The sequence below is a fragment of the Flavobacteriales bacterium genome (assembly GCA_025210805.1).
In the GTDB taxonomy this organism is placed as follows: domain Bacteria; phylum Bacteroidota; class Bacteroidia; order Flavobacteriales; family CAJXXR01; genus JAOAQX01.
Map to the genome: position 1 here is coordinate 222,597 of JAOAQX010000023.1, position 21,609 is coordinate 244,205.

Here is a 21,609-nt window from a genome sequence, read left to right on the forward strand (position 1 = left end):
TATTGAATGTTTTATAGTTTTTTAATCTCAGTACGGCTACCAATTACAAATTGGCAGGAGCAACTTACTGTATATTCTCATTAGCAGGAGCTTATAGAGATACTTTAATGAGATTGACAATGACATTAATGAGGATGAATAAACGCCTGTACACAACAACTAATACCATTTATGGTGTTAATTTACTCATAGGTATAATGCCGATACATTGCTAAAAGCCAGTTATGAACGCAGTGAAATAAGTGGGTAATTTTAGCAAGTAATCGGTATAAACCATCTAACCACACACAAAGCAAAACCAAAAGAGTCCAGAAACATCGGGATTAATATTACATTTCATCAACTCGTTTGGAGTCATCAATTCCATTAAAAAGTAACAAATAAGAATAAGCTTCTTTAGACCCATTCTATATAAAATATTGCATTCATTTTTAAGCCATTAATTCTTAGGAAAAATGCTGTTTTTTTAGTAGTTTCGCACTTCTTGGGTATTCAAGAAGATTTTTAAGAACGAACACAATTAGAAACCATAAAATTCTATTTACAACATGGCTTTTGATATCAATATGATCAAGGAAGTATATGATAGACTTCCAAACAACGTACAAAAAGCAAGAGAATTGGTTGGAAGACCACTTACATTAGCTGAAAAAACTTTGTATAACCACCTTTGGACAGATTCAGATAAAAAATTTGAAAGAGGCGTAAACTATGTGGACTTTGCTCCAGATAGAATTGCATGTCAGGATGCAACTGCACAAATGGCACTTTTACAGTTTATGCAAGCTGGAAAGGCAAAAGTAGCCGTTCCAACAACGGTACATTGTGATCACTTGATTCAAGCCAAACTTGGTGCAGACAAAGATCTTCAAAATGCCATCAATCAATCTTCAGAAGTATTTAATTTCTTGGAATCTGTTTCCAATAAATACGGAATAGGATTTTGGAAACCAGGTGCAGGAATTATTCACCAAGTAGTACTAGAAAACTACGCATTCCCTGGAGGAATGATGATTGGAACAGATTCTCATACCGTAAATGCTGGTGGATTAGGAATGATCGCTATCGGTGTTGGAGGAGCAGATGCTGTTGATGTAATGGCTGGAATGCCTTGGGAATTGAAATTTCCTAAACTTATTGGGGTAAAACTTACAGGAAAACTTTCTGGATGGACTGCTCCTAAAGATGTAATCTTAAAAGTAGCCGATATCCTTACCGTAAAAGGTGGAACAGGATGTATCGTAGAATATTTTGGTGAAGGAGTACTTTCTATGTCTTGTACTGGAAAAGGAACTATTGCCAATATGGGTGCAGAAATAGGAGCCACAACTTCTACTTTTGGATATGACGAAAGCATGGAGCGTTACCTAAGAGCAACAGACAGAAATGATATTGCTGACGCTGCCAACAATGTAAAAGAACACCTTACAGGAGATGCAGAAGTATATGCAAATCCAGAACAATATTTTGATCAAGTAATTGAGATCAATCTTGATGAACTAAAACCACATTTAAACGGACCATTTACTCCAGATTTAGCTACACAAGCAGGAAAAGATATGACTGCTAAAGCTACTGAAAATGGATGGCCACTTGACGTAGAATGGGGATTGATTGGTTCTTGTACCAATTCTTCTTACGAGGATCTTTCTCGTGCAGCTTCTGTTGCTAAGCAAGCTGTAGAACTAGGTCTTGAAGCCAAAGCTGAATTTGGAATTAACCCAGGTTCTGAACAAGTTCGTTACACTGCTGAAAGAGATGGATTATTAGAAATCTTTGAACAATTGGATGCAAAAATCTTTACAAACGCCTGTGGACCTTGTATTGGTCAATGGGGACGTTATGAAGATCCTAAAAATGCTCCAAAAAACTCAATTATCCATTCTTTCAATAGAAACTTTGCAAAGCGTGCCGATGGAAACCCAAATACGCATGCCTTTGTTGCCTCACCAGAAATGGTAGCCGCAGTAGCTATCTCAGGAAGATTAGACTTTAACCCAGCAACAGATACATTAATAAACAAAAACGGAGAAGAAGTTCGTTTTTCAGAACCTACAGGTGAAGAACTTCCACCACAAGGTTTTGATGTAGAAGATGCAGGTTTCCAAGCTCCAGTAGAAGATGGTTCTGGTGTAGAAGTAGTGGTAAAAGATGATTCTGAAAGACTACAACTCTTGACTCCTTTTGAGCCACTTGGACGTAATATTTCAGGTGCAAAACTTTTGATAAAAGCACACGGAAAATGTACAACAGACCATATCTCTATGGCAGGTCCATGGTTGAAATACAGAGGTCATTTAGATAATATTTCAAACAACTGTTTGATTGGTGCTGTAAACGCTTTCAATATGAAAACAGATACTGTAAAAAACCAATTAACAGGTGAATATGGTGCTGTTCCAGCAACACAAAGAGCGTATAAAGCTGCAGGAATCAAAACAATAGTTGTGGGAGATCATAACTACGGTGAAGGTTCTTCTAGAGAACACGCTGCAATGGAGCCACGCCACTTAGGAGTAGCCGCAGTAATTGTAAAATCTTTTGCTCGTATCCACGAAACAAACCTGAAAAAACAAGGTATGTTAGGTCTTACTTTTGCAAATGAAGCCGATTATGACATGATTCAAGAAGATGACTCTTTCAACTTTGTTGATTTGGCAGATTTCGCTCCTGGAAAACAACTTACTCTTGAAGCTGTTCATGCAGATGGAAGTAAAGATACCATTATGCTAAACCACTCATACAACGATTCTCAAATCGAATGGTTTAATTTTGGTTCTGCATTAAATCAAATTAAAACAGAAAATAAGGCTTAATGGCTTTAAAAAAGTTTTGAATATAGAAAAGCCCTTGCCATTTGGTAAGGGCTTTTTATTGAATGAATATTAGAATTTAACTAAAAAAGCTATTTTTACAGTACAAACTAAAATCTATTTAATGAAAATCCCTTCATCTACGCTCCTTTTCTTTCTGATTCTATTTAGTTTAACAAATATGAGTTTCGCTCAAAAAATAACAGTACAATTCTTGGGTAATTGTGGTTTATATCTCACAGATGGAAAAGAGCATATTTATATCGATTTCCCATACAAATCAGGAGCTTATGGATATATGAAATACGCAGAAAGCTCTTTGGACAGCTTACAGGAAAATGCCTATTTCTTGTTTACACATAAACATGCCGATCATTATTCTAGGAAAAATGTAAAAAAACAAATCAAACAGAATGGGGGAAAAAAATATGGTGTTTTTAAAATTTCGAAACTCCAAGAATTCGCAAATTCTATTGACAATTTTGAAATAAAGGCGTTCAAAACAAAACACAGCTTTTTTGGTATTCCATTTCGCCATTACTCCTTTTTAATCACATGGCACGGAAAAAGAATTTTTCTTTCTGGAGACACTACAGAACCAGAAACCATAGGAAATATCAAAAATATAGATTGGGCTTATATTCCACCTTGGATACTATATTATGCCAAGCAAAAAAACATTTCAATAGATGCAAAAATGCAGTTTATTTACCACCTATACCCTAGCGAAATTCCAGATGCTCAAAAACAGTGGAAAAAAACTAAGAACATTCATCCACTAACAAAAATAGGAGAAACTTTTACTTTAGAATAAACAGAAATCTTTAACTATGAATCTCAAAAACCACAGAAAATTTCTCAGATTTGAAAGCAAAATCAAATTATTAAAAATAAGCATGTTTCTATTTCTTGGAATACTTAGCGCTTGTAGTCCAAATAATGAAAAGACCTTAATCAAACCAGAAAAAGATTCTACCATTAACCATTTGATGGAAAAATGGCACAAAGCCGCTGCTCAAGCTGATTTTGATCGTTATTTTGACCTAATGGCAGATTCAAATTTCACCTATATTGGAACGGACGCAACAGAAAACTGGAGTAAACAAACATTTGCGCATTTTTGTAAACCCTATTTCGATAAAAAAACTACTTGGGATTTTAAAACTCTTAACAGAAATATCTTTTTTTCTGATGATTATCAAAATGCTTGGTTTGATGAAATTCTTGATACCCACATGGGTACATGTCGAGGATCTGGAGTGCTTATTAAAATAAATAATCAATGGAAAATCAAACATTATGTTTTATCTTTAGCTATTCCAAATCCCGACATGGGAAAAGTCAAACAAATCATTGCCGAAAATGATTCAATTTTTAGACATAATTTTCCTCACAGACAATGACAAAATGAACTAATATTTGACATTTTGTCCGACATATCATCGTGGTATGTTCTTTGACAAAATTTTCAAAATCAATTGCAAAAAAATAGATTATGAGTATTACATTAAGACCACTCGCTGATCGTGTTTTGATAGAGCCAATGGAGGCTGAAACAAAAACTGCATCAGGAATCATTATACCAGATTCTGCTAAAGAAAAACCACAACAAGGAAAAGTGGTAGCAGTAGGAAATGGCACAAAAGACCACGAAATGACCGTGAAAGTAGGTGATATCGTAATGTATAGTAAGTACGGAGGTACCGATTTAAAACTAGAAGGTAAAGATTATCTAATTATGAGAGAATCTGACATTTTAGCAATCATGTAATTTTCCAAAACAGAAAGAAAAATGGCAAAAGAAATAAAATTTAATAGCGAAGCAAGAGAAGGTCTTAAAGCAGGTGTTGATGCATTGGCAAACGCCGTAAAAGTCACTCTTGGACCTAAAGGAAGAAATGTGGTAATTGGAAAACAATTTGGACCCCCACATATTACAAAAGACGGAGTATCAGTAGCTAGAGAAATAGAACTAGAAGATGAGCTTCAAAATATGGGAGCTTCTATGGTAAAAGAAGTTGCCTCAAAAACTGCTGATGTTGCAGGAGATGGAACTACTACAGCCACTGTTTTAGCCCAATCTATCATTACAACTGGACTTAAAAACCTTACTGCTGGAGCAAATCCAATGGATCTAAAAAGAGGTATTGACAAAGCGGTAACAGCAATTGTTTCAAACCTAAAGAGCCAATCTAAAGAAGTAGGTGATAGTATTGAGAAAATAGAACAAGTAGGTACTATTTCTGCGAATAATGATCATTCTATAGGTAAACTTATTGCCGAAGCCATGGAGCGTGTAGGTAAAGAAGGTGTGATCACAGTAGAAGAAGCAAAAGGAACAGAAACTACGGTGGATGTTGTAGAAGGAATGCAATTTGATCGTGGATATCTTTCTCCATATTTTGTAACAAATACAGAGAAAATGGAAGCCGAATTAGAGAATCCATTTATTCTTTTGTATGACCAAAAAATATCAGCAATGAAAGACCTTCTTCCTGTATTAGAGCCTGTTGCTCAGTCAGGTAGGCCACTTTTGATTATTGCAGAAGATATTGATGGAGAAGCACTTACAACACTTGTTTTAAACAGAATAAGAGGTTCACTAAAAGTAGCTGCTGTAAAAGCTCCTGGATTTGGAGATCGAAGAAAAGCGATGTTAGAAGACTTAGCAATCTTAACAGGTGGTGTAGTTATTTCATCGGAACAAGGTTACTCTCTTGAAACGGCAACCATCGATATGCTTGGAACGGCTGAAAGAGTGAATATTGATAAAGATCATACCACTGTTGTAAACGGAGCTGGAGATGAAAACAATATCAAAAACCGTGTAAACCAAATAAAAGCTCAATTTGAAGCCAGTTCTTCAGATTATGATAAAGAAAAACTACAGGAACGCATGGCAAAACTAGCTGGTGGAGTTGCTGTAATGTATGTGGGAGCTGCTTCAGAAATTGAAATGAAGGAGAAGAAAGATCGTATTGACGATGCACTTCATGCTACCCGTGCTGCCGTGGAAGAAGGAATTGTTCCTGGTGGTGGTGTTGCTCTTGTGAGAGCTTTGGAATCATTAGAATCTGTTTCTGCCGAAAATGATGATGAAAAAGTGGGAATCGAGATTGTTTCTCGTGCAGTAGAAGAACCTTTAAGACAAATTGTAGCCAACGCTGGTGGTGAAGGTTCTGTTGTTATCAACAAAGTACGTGAAGGAAAAGAAGATTTTGGATATAATGCCAAAAATGATACTTATACAGATATGTATGAAGCAGGAATTATCGACCCAACGAAAGTAACTCGTGTGGCTCTTGAAAATGCAGCATCTGTAGCAGGAATGTTCTTAACTACTGAATGTGTTTTGGTAAATCTTCCAGAAAAAGATGACCATAGTCATCCTCCAATGGGAGGCGGAATGCCAGGAATGATGTAATCAAATTGTGATTATTATTGATATAAAAACCATTCTTTCTAAATTTAGAAAGAATGGTTTTTTTTAGGCTCAATACTAAAACGATTTAATAGCATTTACGGTGGTAATTTACCCATTTGTTTTAGCTTCTTTGGGAGTGCTATCGTAGTGAAACATCCCCCTTTCCCCCTTCAAATAGCTTGTCCCGACATTTCGGGAGGGCTTTTGCATTTGGGTAAATTAACACCATAAATGGTGTTACTTATACTACTTTCGGTTTCCAAATGGAATATACCACAGGAACTACCAAAAGATTGAGAATTGTAGAGGACATCAATCCTCCTAAAATGACAATGGCCATAGGACTTTGAATTTCATTTCCTGCTTCACCCGCTTTTAGTGCAAGCGGAATCAAAGCCAATCCTGTGGTAAAAGTGGTCATCAGAATAGGATTGAGCCTATCTAATGCTCCTTTTATGATAAGTTCTTTGTTTCTCATACCCGATTTTTTCAACTCTTCATATTTAGAAACCAATAGAATCCCATTTCTAGTGGCAATTCCAAAAAGGCTAATAAAACCTATGGTGGCAGCAATATCTACAATTCCAGAATTGAAATAAATAATGAGAATTCCTCCAATCAAAGAAAGGGGTAAATTGAGTAAAACAATAAGTGCCAGTTTAATATTCTGAAACTCATAATAAAGAAGAAACAAAATAATTAGAACAGCTAAAATAGCAGTTAAAGTAAGCATTTGCGAGGCTTTAGCTTCACTCTCAAACTGTCCACCATATTCTATTCTGTAGTTCTTAGGCAATTCAATCTCACTTTGTATGGTGGTTCGAATTTCTTCTACTACCGACTTGAGATCTCGATTCTGAACATTAGCCGAAACCACTATTTTTCTCTGAATATTTTCTCTCGACACAGAAACTGGACTACTAATAGACTTAATTTCTGCTATTTGTCCTAAATTGATATAATTTCCATCGGGAAGAAAAATAGGAACGGATTCAAATTCACTTTGTTCATCACGAGATTTTTTATCCAAACGGACAATCAAATCATGGTATTTTTGTCCCTCAAAAATATTCCCTGCTTTTTCTCCTGCAAGGGCGATATCCATCTGCGTTAAAAAATCTGTCATGGTAAGCCCATAAGCTGAAAGCATTTGCCTATTTGGAACGATTTTTAGTTGAGGAACTTCTATTTGTTGATCCACAGCTAAATCTGCAATACCCACAATATCCCCTATGGCGGACTCTACCTTCTTACCTATAGTAAAAAGCTCAGAAAGATCCTCGCCAAAAATTTTGATAGCAATATTAGCCCTTGTTCCAGATAGCATGTGATCTATACGGTGTCCTATTGGCTGACCCAAAGTAATATTTACGCCAGGAATAATACTTAAAGTTTCTCGTACTTCTTCAAAGAATTCATCCTTTGTTTTCCCATCAGATAATTCAAATAAAACATCTATTTCAGCGGCATGAACCCCTTGAGCATGTTCGTCAAGCTCTGCTCTACCCGTTCTTCTTGAAATTTGTTTTACTTCAGGCTTAGCACGGAGCAAATCCTCCATCACCCCTCCTATTTTATTACTTTCTTCAAGATTTGTCCCCGGAATTCCTACCACACTTATCACGATAGAACCTTCATTAAATTCAGGTAAAAAACTACGTCCAAGTTTTTGAAAAACTCCCATACTCAAAGCAAAAGCCAGTACAGAGAAAAGTAAAATCAGTTTTGGAACTTTAAGAACGAATTGCAGCGTTTTCTGATACACTTTTTGTAACCAACGCTCTACAAATGTTCCTTTTGCTTGATTTTTCAATGCTCGATCACTTTTTAGTAAATAAAAAGATAACACAGGTGTTACGGTAACCGCTACAATCAATGAGGTGAGTATAGAAGTTACAAAAGCGATCCCCAAAGGCTGAAGTAATCTTCCTTCCATTCCACTCAAAAAGAAGAGCGGTATAAAAGACACAATAATGATCAGTGTAGCTATAATAATAGAACTTCGAATTTCTAAAGAAGCTTCTTCAATGATTTTTAAGACTGGGAGTTTTTCTTCTTTTGGCTTCAAATAATTTTCTCGCAAGCGTTTAAACACATTTTCTACATCAATAATTGCGTCGTCCACAAGGGCTCCAATGGCAATTGCCATACCTCCCAGACTCATTGTATTTAAAGTGTAACCCAATAGATTCAAAACCAATAGAGAAACTAAAAGAGAAAGCGGAATGGCTAATAATGAAATAATTGTCGTTCGCCAATTCATTAAAAACACTAAAAGAATAATCACAACAAAAAAAGCACCTTCCAAAAGGGTATTTTTTAGGTTATCAATACTGGTTTGAATAAAATTGGCTTGTCTAAAAATTTGATTGTTCAATTCAATGCCTTCAGGAAGATTCCTCTTTAAGTCGTCGATAACTTGATCTAATTCTTTCGTTAAAGCAAGTGTATTTACATCGGGCTGTTTAGAAATTGTGAGGATCACAGCGGGATTTCCATTGACCGACCCATCTCCTATTTTATCAGAATGTCCAATCTTTACTTGAGCAATATCTTTTATTTTCACAGGCTGATTTCCAATCATTTTTACCAAAGATTCCTCCAGTTCTTGAATATCGTAAATCCTTCCAGTACCTTTAATAATATACTCATTTCCAAATTCATTGAGTATTCCTCCAGGTGCATTTTTACTACTTTCTTTTACCTTTTGGAGTACTTCGGAAATTCCTATTTTATAATGCATGAGTTTTGCAGGATCTACCAAAACCTGATACTGTTTCAGCTCTCCACCTAGTACAATTACATTGGCAATTCCTGGAATAGATTTTATTCTTGGACGAATAACCCAATCTGCAATGGTTCTCAATTCTTTTGGATTAATGGAATCAGAACTGACTCCTACGGTCATCACCTCTCCCATAATCGAAGAAATAGGACCCATTGTGGGGGTTCCGATGTCTTCTGGAAGATTTTCTTCTACCAAAGGAATTCGTTCACTCACAATCTGTCTTGCCTTGTAGATATCCGTTCCCCAATCAAATTCCACCCAAACTATTGAGATTCCATTGGCGGAAGAAGAGCGAATTCTTCTTACGTTTGGAGATCCCATCATGGCCGTTTCCAAAGGAAAACTCACTAGTTTTTCCACCTCTTCGGCTTCCAATCCATGTGCTTCCGTAAGAATGGTAACAGAGGGTGCGGTGAGATCAGGAAACACATCTACATTCATATTTTTTGCAATCCAACTTCCTCCCAAAGTAAGAAACAAACTCACTAACAAAACCACTGCTCGGTTCTGAAGCGAAAAAAGTAAAATTCTTCTTAACATGTTCTTTTTTCTTTAGGATTAATGTGAATGACCATGAGCGGGTGCTTTTCCAGACATCGCAGACATTTTTACTTGATATGCTCCTTTGTCCACTACCTTCTCTCCTTCTTCAAGACCTTCTAAAACAGCAACTTTTCGACCGTTTATAGCACCTATCTTCACTAATCTTTTTTCAAAACTTTCTCCCGTTTTCTGTACCATTACTGAAAACTGTCCATAATCTTCTAAAAGTGCTGATTTTGGAACCACTATTTGAGGTTTACCATCCCCCACCAGTACTTGAGCTTCTACCATAGAACCTATAGATACAAAATGATGCTCTAAAGGAATTGCCGATATGCTAATATTGGGTTTCTCTGATGAAACACCATAGTTTATCCCAAGGATATTTCCAGATTTTTGAAAAATATGTTCCCATTCATTCGTATTGCATTTATAAGCAATTCCTACTAAATTGTTTAGCTTATTTGCTTTATTTTGCCCCACCAAAACTTCTAATATTTCACCGTCATGGTTAGCCATATTGATAATAGACGCTCCTTCATTGACAAATGAACCATTTTCCTCCAAAATCTTATGAATAAATCCACTAAAAGGTGCTCTCACCACTTTACCTCCTTTTTGATAATCATTGGAGAGGGTTTCAAAATTATTCTTTGCCAGAAAATAGGATTCTTTAATAGTCTCCCATTGTGCTTTTGAAATAATTTCGTTTTCAAACAAAACCTTCCCTCTTTGGTATTTAGAGTTTGCTTTTTCAAATTCTATCGAGGCTTTTTGATAAGCCAGTTTTACACTATTCTGCGAAAGACCTTTACTTCCAATTTTGAAAAGAATACTCCCTTTTTTCACAAAAGCTCCAGGAACAAGATTGGGTTTAGAAAATTGAAGTACACCTTTGGCATTTGCCAAAATAGCTTGTTCATTGATACTACTGTGTTTCCAAGTTCCATAACTTGGTATCACTTCATAAATCAAATCTTTGGAAACTTTTTCGACATGAAAATCCATTTTCCAAGCTTGTTCTTTTAAAAATGGAATTGAACCTTCCTCTTGATGAGGTAGTGTTGCATGAGCCGCATCGTCCTGATTGCCAAAAACCTCAAGTTTTGGAATAAGAATTTCTTCAACTTCATCATCATATTCAAAAATGAATTTTAGATCATAAATTCCTTTTGATTTTGGAACAATAAAAGGCATATAAATCCCCGCTGATGAAGACATTTGTACACTGTGTTCAATTTTTGCTTCACCCGAAAGCAACTGTACGGTGAGTTTCCCATTTTTGATTGGTTTATGGTCTTTTGCATGGGTAAAATGTGCCGCAAATTTAGCATCTTCCCCCACCGTTAAAGCAGGAAATTCTACAAAAAACTCTAGGTTCTCCGTCCAAATAGTTTGAGAAATAGAGGGTGTTTCATGATTATGCGCTCCAGTAGTATGCGATGTATTATTTGTTTCTTGACAAGACCAAGAAAGTATAAACATCAGTATAATAAATTTTTTCATGTTTATGTTTTATCTCTTTCACTCATTCTAACTGTCCTGCTACCCATAAAGACAAATATCTTCATATTGATCATTCCAGTAAGAATCAGTTTTTAGATTTTTTTTTAGTTTGTGTTATCAGTAAAAAAAGTGAGCTCCGTGTGTTTTTCTGCCAGCTCAAGCTCCATATCAATCATTTGATTTAATTGATTTTGATAAAAAGACAACTGAAGATAATATTCAGAGAAATTCATTTCACCCAGTTGATAGGCCTTTTGAAGCATTTTTAAAGATTTTAGATTAGCAAATAGCGATTTAAAATCCCTATATCGTTTCAAAATCTTTTGGTAGGATTCAAAATCTTGCTTTAGTTGTGATTTTCGTTCTTCCACTATAAAATCCTGCTCTTTTTCAATGCTAATCAAACGAACTTTCGCTTGTTTTACCTTTGAGGAGGCAGACCATAAAGGAACTCGTAAACCAGCAAATAGTCCATGATAACGTTCTCCTTCATAACCTTGAGAATTAAACCCTAAAGTAATTTTGGGCAATACGTCTTGCTTCGTTCTTTTTAAATCTTGCTGCGCCAATTTTATCTGGCTTTCACTTCTATCAAAAAAGGGATCTTTCACTCGCCTTTCATTCCACAAATCCTTATAATTCAGTGTGGGATAAACAGTTTCGGCTTCTTGGTTTCTCTTTAAAGAAATTTCTTTGTTCCCATTCAAAACTTGAATTCTTCTCTGAACATCAAGCAACAGAAGATCTATCTGATCCATCTTATATTGCTCTTGCAATACCACCATTTTGGCTCTCTCTAAGTCTAACAGGCTCTTTTCTCCCTGTTTGTAAAGGCTTTTTGTGATCGTATTGATTTCTTTAACTTGATTGAAAACAGTGGCAAGTAGATCTTTCTTTTTTGCCAATATTTGCCATTTTCTATAAAGTTGAATTGCCTTTTTGAACACAGCTACTTTATGAAAAGAAAAACTGTTATGAGCAAGTTCTCTATGGGAATCTAGCCATTTTTTCTTTCCCAAAAATGCCGTTGGGAAATCAAATTCTTGCCCTATTTGAAATTCAGAATAGTTTGGAGATGTAAAGACTCCGTAAGGTAAATAGTAATAGGAAATAGATAAATCTGTAAGTTTATTTTCTGACTGTTTTTGAAGTATATAAGCTTCGTTTTTGTTTTTCATCACAGCCAAGGTTTTATTGTTTTTTTCAATAGTCTCCAATAAGATTTGCAAATCACTCTGAGCAAAAATGGGAGCAGTAAACAACAAATAAAACCCAATGATTTGGATAATTTTCATATATTTTTTCTGTTCTAGATATCATCGTTATTTAAATAAATGATGACATAAACTAGTAAAATAAGTAATCTAGTGAATAGTCATTATAAACACTTAACACCTTAAATGATATAAAAATGTGCTTATAAATTAGAAACGAAATTGGAATCTAGTGAATTTTTAAAACTCACAAACATTCTGCCTATAAAGAATTACAGCAGAAATGAGTATTAAGATAATTTCCAAAAATTCGTTCTCGATACTTTAAACAGAAAATGGAGGTCCTCTTTTACCAGAGAATTGTAAATGAACGGAATGATAATAACTCCAACGATAAGGTCGTTTAGAGATGGTTTTTCTCTCTTGCCCCAATGACAAATCATAAGGTAGAGAAAACAAAGAGCTCGTGTGTGTATAAGAATCATTTCCAACAATTTTTATTGAAAAATTGTTTGGGTCTTTTCTCAAAAACTCGTCTCCAATAACATGAGCGAAATGCTCTAAAAGAAATTGAAAATCACTAGGGTCATCATGTTCACCATGTAGGTGTTGATATCCATCATGCTGATGTGCATGATCTTGATGATGATGGTGCTCTTCATGAAAATCATGATGAATATGAGGAACAAAACCATGAAGACTTACTAGTATATAAGCCTTTAGTAGAATAATAAACCCTATTTTCCTGTTGATTTTCATTGGAACAAAGGTAATATATTATTATAATTTTGGTATGAACTAAATTATAAAACTAAAGTTGAATACAAAAAAATATATCATAGAGCTGTGGTTAATATTCTTTATTTTTGTTCTATAAACAAAACCATAAAAGATCAAAATATTGAAAAAGAATGGTTTAAATAAATTTAACATATGGGATTTTTAAAAAATCTATTCAAAAGTTCTACAAATGAAGATCAAAGCCTTGCTACCAATGAAAGTTTCTGGAAATGGTTTCAAGAAAATGAGAAACAATTTTACAATGCTATAAAAGAACAAAAGGATGTATCCGAAAAATTCTTAGATAAATTATTCCCTGAACTCAATAAATTAAGAGATGGGTATTTTTTTCTTGCAGGAATGCAAGATGATGATACAGCAGAGCTTATAATAACTGCCGAAGGTGTTCTAAAGAATATTGTATTTGTAGAAGAACTCATTGCAGATGCTCCGAAACTTCCTAACTGGAAATTTACTGCACTAAAAAAAGCCTCAGAAAAAAGTGGATATGAAATAAGAATGGATCATTTTCATTTTACAGAATCTAATATCTTTTTTTACGCAAATGAAGACCCAACCTATCCAGACAATGTAGATCTTACATTTGTTTTCGAGGGCTATAACGAAGAGAATCAGAAAGAAATCTCACAAGGTATTCTCATCTTTATTGATAATTTGTTAGGCGAATTAAGAGCAGTAACTACAATAGACTATGTAGATTTTAAAAGTACTGAAGAAGCTGAAAAAGAACTCATTCCTATTACTAAATTACCGAGTTTTTTGACTTGGAGAGAAAAAGAGTTTGTGGAGAAGTATGAAGGAATTCGTTATGAATCTAAAGAAGATTCTTTCAGTGCATTGGAGGCAACTTTACAGAATGGAAACCCGTTAATTGCAATTATTAATCAAGATTTACTAGAGTGGGACAGAAAAGCTTCTCATTCCTACATTCTTAATTTACAGATTGAATATGAACAAATTGAAAATGGACTACCTTCTGAAGACGAGTACGAGCTATTGAATCATATTGAAGACGTAGTTCTTGAACAAATGAAAGCCAAACACGGTTTTTTATATATCGGAAGGGAAACCGCAAATGGAAAAAGAGAAATATTTATTGCATGTAAAGATTTTAGAAAAGCATCAAAGAAAATATCTTCAATAAAGGAAAAATATGAAGATATTCTCCATTTCGATTATTCTATCTACAGAGATAAATACTGGATCTCTTTTGAGCGTTATCAGGCTTAAAAAAATTGGAAACTTATTCAATAACTTTTTTAACCCGCTCAGATTGATCTGCTTTAGAAAGTGTCAGTCTTATAATACTGCGTGTATGGGCTACTAAATCATGAGGAATTCCTCCTTCTAAAGCAATAAGATCGCCTTTTAGTAAGCGTTTTTTATTTCCCTGTACACCAAAGGTTATACTTCCTTCAACAATTTCTACCACAATTGGAAATGGTGTAGAATGTTCTTTCATTGATTGATTTTCATCCAATGCAATGCGAATTTCTTTTGTAAAGTCTGTATTGAGTAAAACTGTAATATTGGGTTTGTGAGCATTAAACTCTACTGATTGGAGAATATTTGATACTTTCATCGTCACTATGTTTAAGGAATAACCCAAAAGTATAAATTCTTCACTGAGTACACAATGATATCTGTTAGTTTCGAAAAAAAAACACCAAATCTCTTTGGTGTTTTTTTACAAAATAATATTTCAAGTCTATTTTTTCCTAAAATTCAGCTGATTTAGGAGCTCTTGGGAAAGGGATTACATCTCGAATATTCCCCATTCCTGTTACAAACAAAACTAGTCTTTCAAAACCTAAACCGAATCCACTATGCGGTACTGTTCCGAATTTTCTTGTCTCTAAATACCACCACAAATCTTCTTGTGGAATATTCATTTCGTTCATTCTGTTAAGAAGTTTGTCATGGCTTTCCTCTCGCTGAGAACCACCCATCAACTCTCCTATTCCTGGAACTAGTAAATCCATTGCTCGAACTGTTTTCCCATCTTCGCTTTGTTTCATATAGAAAGCCTTAATATCTTTTGGGTAATCAGTTAAAATAACAGGTCTTTTAAATTCCTTTTCTACTAAATAACGTTCGTGTTCAGATTGTAAATCCGCTCCCCACTCGTTAATTAGGTAATTGAATTTTTTCTTTTTATTGGGCTTTGAATTTCTAAGAATATCAATTGCCTCAGTATAAGTCAAACGCTTAAAATCATTATCGATTACAAAACGAAGTTTATCCACCAAATTCATTTCAGCTCTTTCATTGGCTTTTTTGGTTTTTTCTTCATTTTCAAATCGTTTGTTTAAGAATTCCATATCATCAGCACAATGATCTAGCGCATATTGACAAACGTATTTTAATAAACCTTCAGCGACATCCATCAAATCATCCAAATCTGCAAAAGCAATTTCTGGTTCCATCATCCAAAACTCAGCAAGATGCCTAGATGTATTTGAGTTTTCAGCACGAAATGTAGGACCGAAAGTATAAATTTTGGAAAGTGCCATTGCGGCTAATTCTCCTTCTAGCTGTCCAGAAACCGTTAAATTTGTTTCCTTCCCAAAGAAATCTTCCTCATAATTAATTGTTCCATCATCGTTTTTAGGAATATTATTGAGGTCAAAATTGGTTACCTTAAAAGTTTCCCCTGCACCTTCTGCATCACTTGCCGTAATTATTGGTGTGTGAATATTGTAGAAGCCTCTTTCATGAAAAAACTGATGTATTGCAAAAGTAAGATGATGTCTTACACGAAAAACCGCACTAAAAGTACTGGTTCTCATTCTAAGGTGAGCCTTTTCTCTCAAAAACTCTAAGCTATGTCTTTTGGGCTGAATAGGGTATTCATCTGGACTACAAGTTCCTAAAATCTCAATACTCTTAGCCTGCAACTCAATCTGTTGACCTTTTCCTTGTGAAGCAACTACTAAACCTTCTATTGCCAAACTGGCTCCTGTATTAATTTGTTTTAGAAATTCCTCAGGATAAAGATCTTCTACAACCACCTGGATATTATTGATAGTAGAACCGTCATTAAGTGCGATAAAAGAAACACTTTTACTCATTCTATGCGTTCTTACCCAAGCTTTTACAGTGATTGTCTCACCTATGGGTTTCTGGTCAAATAAAGATTTGATATTGAAAACTGCCATTCTTCTAGTTTCTTGATGATTATTTTTTTGAAAACACAAAAGTAAGATTATTACCTATTAAAAACCATACTTCTTTAATAAATCCATTGAGAAACAAGGGAAATATTGGTTAAACAAATCATAAGGGATCTCTCATTTGAAAAACAGTGAATCTTAAAAAATGAACAGAATAACTAGGCTGAGAATAGAATAAGACATTGGAATGCTCAAAATCTTTGAAAAAAAAAGCAAATTCCTATAATTTGGGTATTAAATAGTTTGAAAATTTAATGTATTTTGCTCCATGTAAATTTAATGAAAAGTTCACTTGAAAAAGCACTGTTGGAAATTTCAGAAACTGAAAGATATAACAATAGATAAAAACATCATTGAAGCTGTTCATTATCATTAAACTAAAAGCAAAAATATGTCTGTAGCAATCTGTTTTGGTACACGTCCAGAGATTATAAAATTGGCTCCTGTTATCAAGGAGTTGAAAAAAAGAAATATCGCCTATAAAACCATTTTTACGGGTCAGCATAAAGAACTTTATGAAGATGTAAAATTTTTGATTGACGAGCCAGATTATCGATTAGAAATCATGAAGCACAATCAGTCTCTAAATGATATTCTATCAAGTATCAGTTTGAAATTGCCAAAAATTCTTAAAGAAATAGATACTAAAATTCTCATTGTTCAGGGAGATACATCTACTGTTTTGACTTCTGCATTGGTAGCTTTTCATGAAAAAATAAAAGTTGGACATGTTGAAGCGGGTCTTAGGACACATGATATATACAACCCTTACCCAGAAGAGGCAAACAGGCAACTCGTTAGTAGAATTGCAGATTTTAACTGGGCGCCTACTCAAGAATCATTTGAAAACCTGAAAAATGAAGGAATTGGGCGAGTGAGTATTACAGGAAATACGGTAATTGACACTTGTCAATCATTTGATTTCCCACTTCAATATAAAAACAAAATTCTTATTACCCTTCACAGAAGAGAGAACTTTGGAGCACCCATGGAAAAGATGTTCAAAGAAATAGAAGAACTTGCTCAAGAATATCCTGAATATGAATTTGTATTTCCAATGCATCCAAATCCACATGTGCAAGCCTTAAAGCCTCTTTTGAAATCAGTAAAAGTGATAAATCCTTTGGGATATAAAGAAATGATGGAAATGTTGAGCGAGGTGAAATGTGTAATTTCAGATTCTGGAGGAATCCAAGAAGAGTGTGGTGCATTTAAAAAACGTATCTTAGTTTGTAGAACCACCACAGAAAGACCAGAAGGAGTAACTGCAGGCTTTGCAAAATTAATAGGAACAGAAATAAAAGCAAATTTTGACTGGCTTACTTCTGCACCTTATTGGGAAGGAGAAAATCCTTATGGTGACGGAAAGGCAAGTGAAAAAATCGTAAACGAAATAGAGGCATTTTTAGCTTAAAAATATGAGTAAATTATACGTAGTTCTTCCTGCTTACAATGAAGAAGCAAATATTGGAAAACTTTTAAATAGAATGGTTTATCAGCTAGAGTTAGCGAGTGTAAAAAACTACAATATTGTAGTGGTAAACGATGGATCAGCAGATAATACCTACTCCATAGTAGAAAAAATGGCAATAGATATGCCCATTACTTTATTGAACCATGAAGTAAATCAAGGTTTAGGCCCTACTATTAGAGACGGATTAAAATATGCATCTGAAGTAGCAGAAGACAATGATATTATTGTTTCAATGGATGCGGATGACACACATACACCAGGTCTTATATACCGTATGATGCGTAGTATTCGTGAAGGACATGATGTGGTGATTGCTTCAAGATATCAAAGTGGTTCTAGAGTAATTGGTCTTACGTTTATGAGAAAACTATATTCTTATATCGCTTCATGGATTTTTAGAGCCTTATTACCCATAAAAGGTGTAAAAGACTTTACTTGTGGGTACAGAGCCTATAGAGCTTCTGTTTTAAAAAGAGCTTTCAAACATTATGGAACATCTTTTATAGACCAAAAAGGATTTCAAGCAATGGTTGATATCATTTTAAAAATCAGAAGATTTGATGATGTGATCTTTGGAGAGGTACCTTTTATTTTAAGATACGATTTAAAAGAAGGATTGAGTAAAATGAATGTAAATTCTACCATTCTTAATACTCTGAAACTTATTGTGAAAAGAAAATTTGAAAAATGAAAAAATACCTCAATCAAACTAATATTCTCCTATTCATTATTGTACTAATAGGTGCTATTTTAAGAATTTGGAATTTAGATTATCTTACACTTTGGACTGATGAGCACATGCATGTAGATGGTGCTCAAAAATTCATTCAAAATGGAAATTTTGATGGTTTGATTGATAAAAATGGTATTTTATTAACTTATTCCATTATCCCCTTTTTCTCTATTTTTGGAGTAGAAGATTTTTGGGCAAGATTCCCCAGTTTTCTTTATGGTGTGGGAGCTATTATCCTATTATTTAAATTAGCAAAGCTCCTTTTCAACACAAGAGTTGCATTAATATCTGCACTTCTAGTCTCTGTTTCTACCTACTATGTTTTTTGGTCAAAACTAGCCAGAAATTATTCTATTTACATTTTCTTTGCACTCATTACCACCTATTTATTTGTAAAGATTTTCTTGTATTTCGATGCAAACAAAAAGAATATTCCTTTACTCAAAAAACTAAAGGTGAACCCAATACCCATTCTCCTTTTTATTGTCTCGTTTTTCCTAACGCTCATGGCCCACCAATTAGCTTTTTTCCTAATTTTTGGGTGGATGAGTTATTTTCTTATCACAAGCATTAAATACTTAATAACAAAAGAAAAATCAGCGCCTTGGCTTACAAAAAAAACGCTTTTTTTAGTACCAGCAATTTTCTTGTTTACCATGATCTTTATTCAACCAATGACAGATATGGTAAAACCTTTGCTTTCAATAGTTTTTCATAGTGAAACTATTGAATGGTTTATGCCAAACTGGGATTATATTAGTCAACTGTGGGAAAAAGATCCCTATAAGTCATTTGATATCTACAAAAATGTCATCCTAACAGATATGCCGCTTTTGTGGCCAATAGGGTTTGTAGGGTTTGCTTTGGCAATATGGAGATATAAAGAAAGGGGAATTTTTATTCTTTCAATGTTTCTACCTTATGTGTTGCTCATGAGTTTTGTGTTTAGAGAGCCTTTTTTACCTAGATATTTGGTAGAAGCATATTTATATTTGATTATGGCAATTGCCATTGGAATTGATGAACTTCTTAGCTGGTTATCAAAATATATCAAACAGCCTAAACTTCAATCCTCATTAACTGTTATAGGCTTAGTCCTTGTTGTTTTACTTTCCAATATCCAACAAACAATAGCCGTTACTGCCACCGAAACACATGGACAAGTTGCTCCAAAAGAATTATCTCAATGGTATTTTGCGGATTGGAAAAGTCCTGTGATTAAGCTCAAAAAAGTGATAAAAAAGGGAGATATTGTACTCACCACACACCCTACAAACACTAAGCACTATTTAAAAACCGAAGATAAGATCTATTGGTTCAGACAAAGAAAACTAGACGTAAAAACTCGAAAATATGTTCCTATGTTAGATCAAGAAGATTTAAGTGATGGTGGACATGGACATAGTTTGGCAGGAATCCAAAAACTCATGAATGATCATGACAGAGGTTGGATTTTAGGTGACTATTATTTCCACAATGTCATGACAGATCCAAATGTTCGAAACTTTATTTACCAAAACACCAATTATTATTACGATCTAGGAAATGATGGTTTGATGGTTTTTGGATGGGATAAATCTAAACCCAAGCAAAACAATATGATTGTGGAAGAAATGGGAAGAAGTAATAAAATTCAGTCTCAGGAATACAGACTTCCTGCTCCCACTAGAAACGGAGACAGGGTAAATATCTGGATAGAAGCAGAAGGAGTAGATTTCTCAAACGAACTGAATGTAGTAATCAACAGAAAAGCCATTTTTGGAGTTGATGTAAATGCAAGGAGAGATAAAAGTAAACCAAGCATTGAGAGAAATATTTACACAATGAGTTTACCTGCAAGTGCTTTTGTTCAAGGTCCAAATTCTATCATCTTCCAAGCAAATCCAAAAATAAAAAGACAGAAGATGCAAGGAGTAATAGTCTTTAACATGGGACTGCTTCAATAAAAACAAAGATTCTATCTCATAAAAGTGTAAGGAGTTTCAAAACTTATCCACTAAAAAGTAATAAATTGGTACAATCTCTGATGAAATGAGAAAAAGGATGAACATTGATAAAACAATGAGTCCTTAAATGATCAAAGAAAAATGAACAAATACCTAAAACTAATCCTTAGTATTTTAATGGATTTAATAGGAATGGGAAGCTATTTCATTCCGTGGCTTGGAGAAAGTTTTGATATGCTTTGGGCACCCATTTCTTCAGGTGTTCTTTATTTGATGTACAAAGGAACAGAAGGAAAAGTAGCTTCGGTAATCAATCTGATTGAGGAAGCCGCCCCAGGAACTGATTTAATACCAACTTTTACACTAACTTGGGTTTATACCTATTTGATTAAAAAAGGCAAAAAGAAATGAGATTAAAATTTGACAAATATCAAGGAACTGGAAACGACTTTATCATCATAGATGGTCGTGAAAATGATATCCAACTTAGTGAAGAACAAATTCAATTTTTATGTGATAGAAAATTTGGAATTGGAGCAGACGGACTCATGCTTTTGAGAGATGATTCAAAGTATGATTTCAAAATGCAATATTTCAATTCCGATGGTAGAGAAAGTACGATGTGTGGAAACGGTGGAAGATGCCTTGCTGCCTTTGCTCATGATCTTGGTTGTATTGATTACAAAGGAAAATTTACCGCAATAGATGGTCTTCATGAAGTGGTTTTTGAAGGAAAAACGGTTAGTGTAAAAATGAATGACCTAGAGTCTTATGATATGATCGATGACAATTACTTTTTGGATACAGGGTCGCCTCATTATGTCACTTTCCTAAAAGATTTTAGTCACTTAGATATTATTACAGATGCTCACAAAGTACGCTATGCCGATAGATTTGAGGAAAATGGAGGTACCAATGTGAATTTCGTAATGAAGGATGAAGAAAAGGATACTTTCTGGATTAGAACCTACGAAAGAGGTGTTGAAGACGAAACTTTTTCTTGTGGAACTGGAGCTACAGCAGCAGCCATTGCTGCATTTTTGGCAAGAAAAACCAGTGCAACAAACATTAAACTAAAAACAAAAGGTGGGCACCTCAGAGTGAGCTTTGATTATATGAACGGAAAATTCACCAATGTATGGCTCAAAGGACCCGCAAAATACGTTTTTAGCGGTGAAATAGATTTATAAAAAG

At 34.4% G+C, this 21,609-nt stretch carries 17 protein-coding genes; 11 read left to right on the top strand and 6 right to left on the bottom strand.

Annotation, left to right across the window (positions count from 1 at the left end; translation table 11 throughout):
* Positions 1-548: 548 nt before the first annotated feature.
* From N4A45_09005 to groL, 5 genes are all read left to right on the top strand, one after another.
* Entirely contained in the window at positions 549-2,816 is a 2,268-nt protein-coding gene (locus N4A45_09005) for an aconitate hydratase (GenBank protein ID MCT4665354.1), read from the top strand.
* 121 nt (positions 2,817-2,937) lie between these two features.
* Positions 2,938-3,627 carry a hypothetical protein gene (locus N4A45_09010; GenBank protein ID MCT4665355.1) on the top strand — a complete coding sequence of 230 codons (690 nt, stop codon included), beginning with the start codon at positions 2,938-2,940 and terminating at the stop codon, positions 3,625-3,627.
* A gap of 82 nt (positions 3,628-3,709) precedes the next feature.
* Positions 3,710-4,216: a nuclear transport factor 2 family protein gene (locus N4A45_09015; protein ID MCT4665356.1), complete on the top strand. Its 507-nt coding sequence runs from the start codon at positions 3,710-3,712 to the stop codon at positions 4,214-4,216.
* Positions 4,217-4,308: 92 nt separating this feature from the next.
* Positions 4,309-4,584: a co-chaperone GroES gene (locus N4A45_09020; protein ID MCT4665357.1), complete on the top strand. Its 276-nt coding sequence runs from the start codon at positions 4,309-4,311 to the stop codon at positions 4,582-4,584.
* A gap of 21 nt (positions 4,585-4,605) precedes the next feature.
* Positions 4,606-6,237, top strand: coding sequence for a chaperonin GroEL (gene groL, locus N4A45_09025; GenBank protein MCT4665358.1), 1,632 nt, complete (start codon positions 4,606-4,608; stop codon positions 6,235-6,237).
* A gap of 241 nt (positions 6,238-6,478) precedes the next feature.
* On the opposite strand, the gene N4A45_09030 is transcribed toward groL, so the two are convergent.
* The 4 genes from N4A45_09030 to N4A45_09045 form a co-directional block, all read right to left on the bottom strand.
* Positions 6,479-9,565 (bottom strand): efflux RND transporter permease subunit, encoded by a 3,087-nt coding sequence (locus tag N4A45_09030; GenBank protein MCT4665359.1) that lies wholly within the window; start codon positions 9,563-9,565, stop codon positions 6,479-6,481.
* 18 nt (positions 9,566-9,583) lie between these two features.
* Positions 9,584-11,074 carry an efflux RND transporter periplasmic adaptor subunit gene (locus tag N4A45_09035; GenBank protein MCT4665360.1) on the bottom strand — a complete coding sequence of 497 codons (1,491 nt, stop codon included), beginning with the start codon at positions 11,072-11,074 and terminating at the stop codon, positions 9,584-9,586.
* A gap of 104 nt (positions 11,075-11,178) precedes the next feature.
* On the bottom strand, positions 11,179-12,369 hold the full coding sequence (locus N4A45_09040) for a TolC family protein (GenBank protein ID MCT4665361.1): 1,191 nt from the start codon (positions 12,367-12,369) through the stop codon (positions 11,179-11,181).
* A 243-nt stretch (positions 12,370-12,612) separates the two neighbouring features.
* Positions 12,613-13,047: a hypothetical protein gene (locus tag N4A45_09045; GenBank protein ID MCT4665362.1), complete on the bottom strand. Its 435-nt coding sequence runs from the start codon at positions 13,045-13,047 to the stop codon at positions 12,613-12,615.
* A gap of 174 nt (positions 13,048-13,221) precedes the next feature.
* Here N4A45_09045 and N4A45_09050 point away from each other — a divergent pair, with 174 nt between their 5' ends.
* Complete coding sequence (locus tag N4A45_09050) at positions 13,222-14,319, top strand: DUF695 domain-containing protein (protein ID MCT4665363.1); 1,098 nt, start codon at positions 13,222-13,224, stop codon at positions 14,317-14,319.
* Between the two features lie 13 nt (positions 14,320-14,332).
* On the opposite strand, the gene N4A45_09055 is transcribed toward N4A45_09050, so the two are convergent.
* Positions 14,333-14,671: a cupin gene (locus N4A45_09055; protein MCT4665364.1), complete on the bottom strand. Its 339-nt coding sequence runs from the start codon at positions 14,669-14,671 to the stop codon at positions 14,333-14,335.
* Positions 14,672-14,807: 136 nt separating this feature from the next.
* On the bottom strand, positions 14,808-16,247 hold the full coding sequence (gene asnS / locus N4A45_09060; protein ID MCT4665365.1) for an asparagine--tRNA ligase: 1,440 nt from the start codon (positions 16,245-16,247) through the stop codon (positions 14,808-14,810).
* 406 nt (positions 16,248-16,653) lie between these two features.
* Here asnS and wecB point away from each other — a divergent pair, with 406 nt between their 5' ends.
* The 5 genes from wecB to dapF all read left to right on the top strand — a co-directional run bounded on the left by wecB (position 16,654) and on the right by dapF (position 21,605).
* Entirely contained in the window at positions 16,654-17,676 is a 1,023-nt protein-coding gene (gene wecB / locus N4A45_09065; GenBank protein MCT4665366.1) for a UDP-N-acetylglucosamine 2-epimerase (non-hydrolyzing), read from the top strand.
* A 4-nt stretch (positions 17,677-17,680) separates the two neighbouring features.
* Complete coding sequence (locus N4A45_09070) at positions 17,681-18,427, top strand: glycosyltransferase (GenBank protein ID MCT4665367.1); 747 nt, start codon at positions 17,681-17,683, stop codon at positions 18,425-18,427.
* A complete protein-coding gene (locus N4A45_09075) occupies positions 18,424-20,415 on the top strand; it encodes a glycosyltransferase family 39 protein (GenBank protein MCT4665368.1) in 1,992 nt (663 codons plus the stop codon). Before N4A45_09070 ends, N4A45_09075 begins: the two co-directional genes overlap by 4 nt.
* Positions 20,416-20,556: 141 nt before the next feature.
* Positions 20,557-20,826 (top strand): hypothetical protein, encoded by a 270-nt coding sequence (locus tag N4A45_09080; protein MCT4665369.1) that lies wholly within the window; start codon positions 20,557-20,559, stop codon positions 20,824-20,826.
* Positions 20,823-21,605, top strand: coding sequence for a diaminopimelate epimerase (gene dapF / locus N4A45_09085; protein MCT4665370.1), 783 nt, complete (start codon positions 20,823-20,825; stop codon positions 21,603-21,605). The genes N4A45_09080 and dapF overlap by 4 nt, the downstream gene beginning before the upstream one ends.
* Positions 21,606-21,609: the final 4 nt, after the last annotated feature.

Bases quoted from the DNA above. Each gene is read 5' to 3' on its own strand.
- N4A45_09020 (MCT4665357.1), top strand. From the start codon at position 4,309: ATGAGTATTACATTAAGACCACTCGCTGATCGTGTTTTGATAGAGCCA.
- N4A45_09055 (MCT4665364.1), bottom strand. From the start codon at position 14,671: ATGAAAGTATCAAATATTCTCCAATCAGTAGAGTTTAATGCTCACAAA.
- N4A45_09070 (MCT4665367.1), top strand. From the start codon at position 17,681: ATGAGTAAATTATACGTAGTTCTTCCTGCTTACAATGAAGAAGCAAAT.
- N4A45_09015 (MCT4665356.1), top strand. From the start codon at position 3,710: ATGTTTCTATTTCTTGGAATACTTAGCGCTTGTAGTCCAAATAATGAA.
- N4A45_09050 (MCT4665363.1), top strand. From the start codon at position 13,222: ATGGGATTTTTAAAAAATCTATTCAAAAGTTCTACAAATGAAGATCAA.
- N4A45_09045 (MCT4665362.1), bottom strand. From the start codon at position 13,047: ATGAAAATCAACAGGAAAATAGGGTTTATTATTCTACTAAAGGCTTAT.
- groL (MCT4665358.1), top strand. From the start codon at position 4,606: ATGGCAAAAGAAATAAAATTTAATAGCGAAGCAAGAGAAGGTCTTAAA.
- wecB (MCT4665366.1), top strand. From the start codon at position 16,654: ATGTCTGTAGCAATCTGTTTTGGTACACGTCCAGAGATTATAAAATTG.
- dapF (MCT4665370.1), top strand. From the start codon at position 20,823: ATGAGATTAAAATTTGACAAATATCAAGGAACTGGAAACGACTTTATC.
- N4A45_09040 (MCT4665361.1), bottom strand. From the start codon at position 12,369: ATGAAAATTATCCAAATCATTGGGTTTTATTTGTTGTTTACTGCTCCC.
- N4A45_09010 (MCT4665355.1), top strand. From the start codon at position 2,938: ATGAAAATCCCTTCATCTACGCTCCTTTTCTTTCTGATTCTATTTAGT.
- asnS (MCT4665365.1), bottom strand. From the start codon at position 16,247: ATGGCAGTTTTCAATATCAAATCTTTATTTGACCAGAAACCCATAGGT.
- N4A45_09005 (MCT4665354.1), top strand. From the start codon at position 549: ATGGCTTTTGATATCAATATGATCAAGGAAGTATATGATAGACTTCCA.
- N4A45_09075 (MCT4665368.1), top strand. From the start codon at position 18,424: ATGAAAAAATACCTCAATCAAACTAATATTCTCCTATTCATTATTGTA.
- N4A45_09080 (MCT4665369.1), top strand. From the start codon at position 20,557: ATGAACAAATACCTAAAACTAATCCTTAGTATTTTAATGGATTTAATA.
- N4A45_09035 (MCT4665360.1), bottom strand. From the start codon at position 11,074: ATGAAAAAATTTATTATACTGATGTTTATACTTTCTTGGTCTTGTCAA.
- N4A45_09030 (MCT4665359.1), bottom strand. From the start codon at position 9,565: ATGTTAAGAAGAATTTTACTTTTTTCGCTTCAGAACCGAGCAGTGGTT.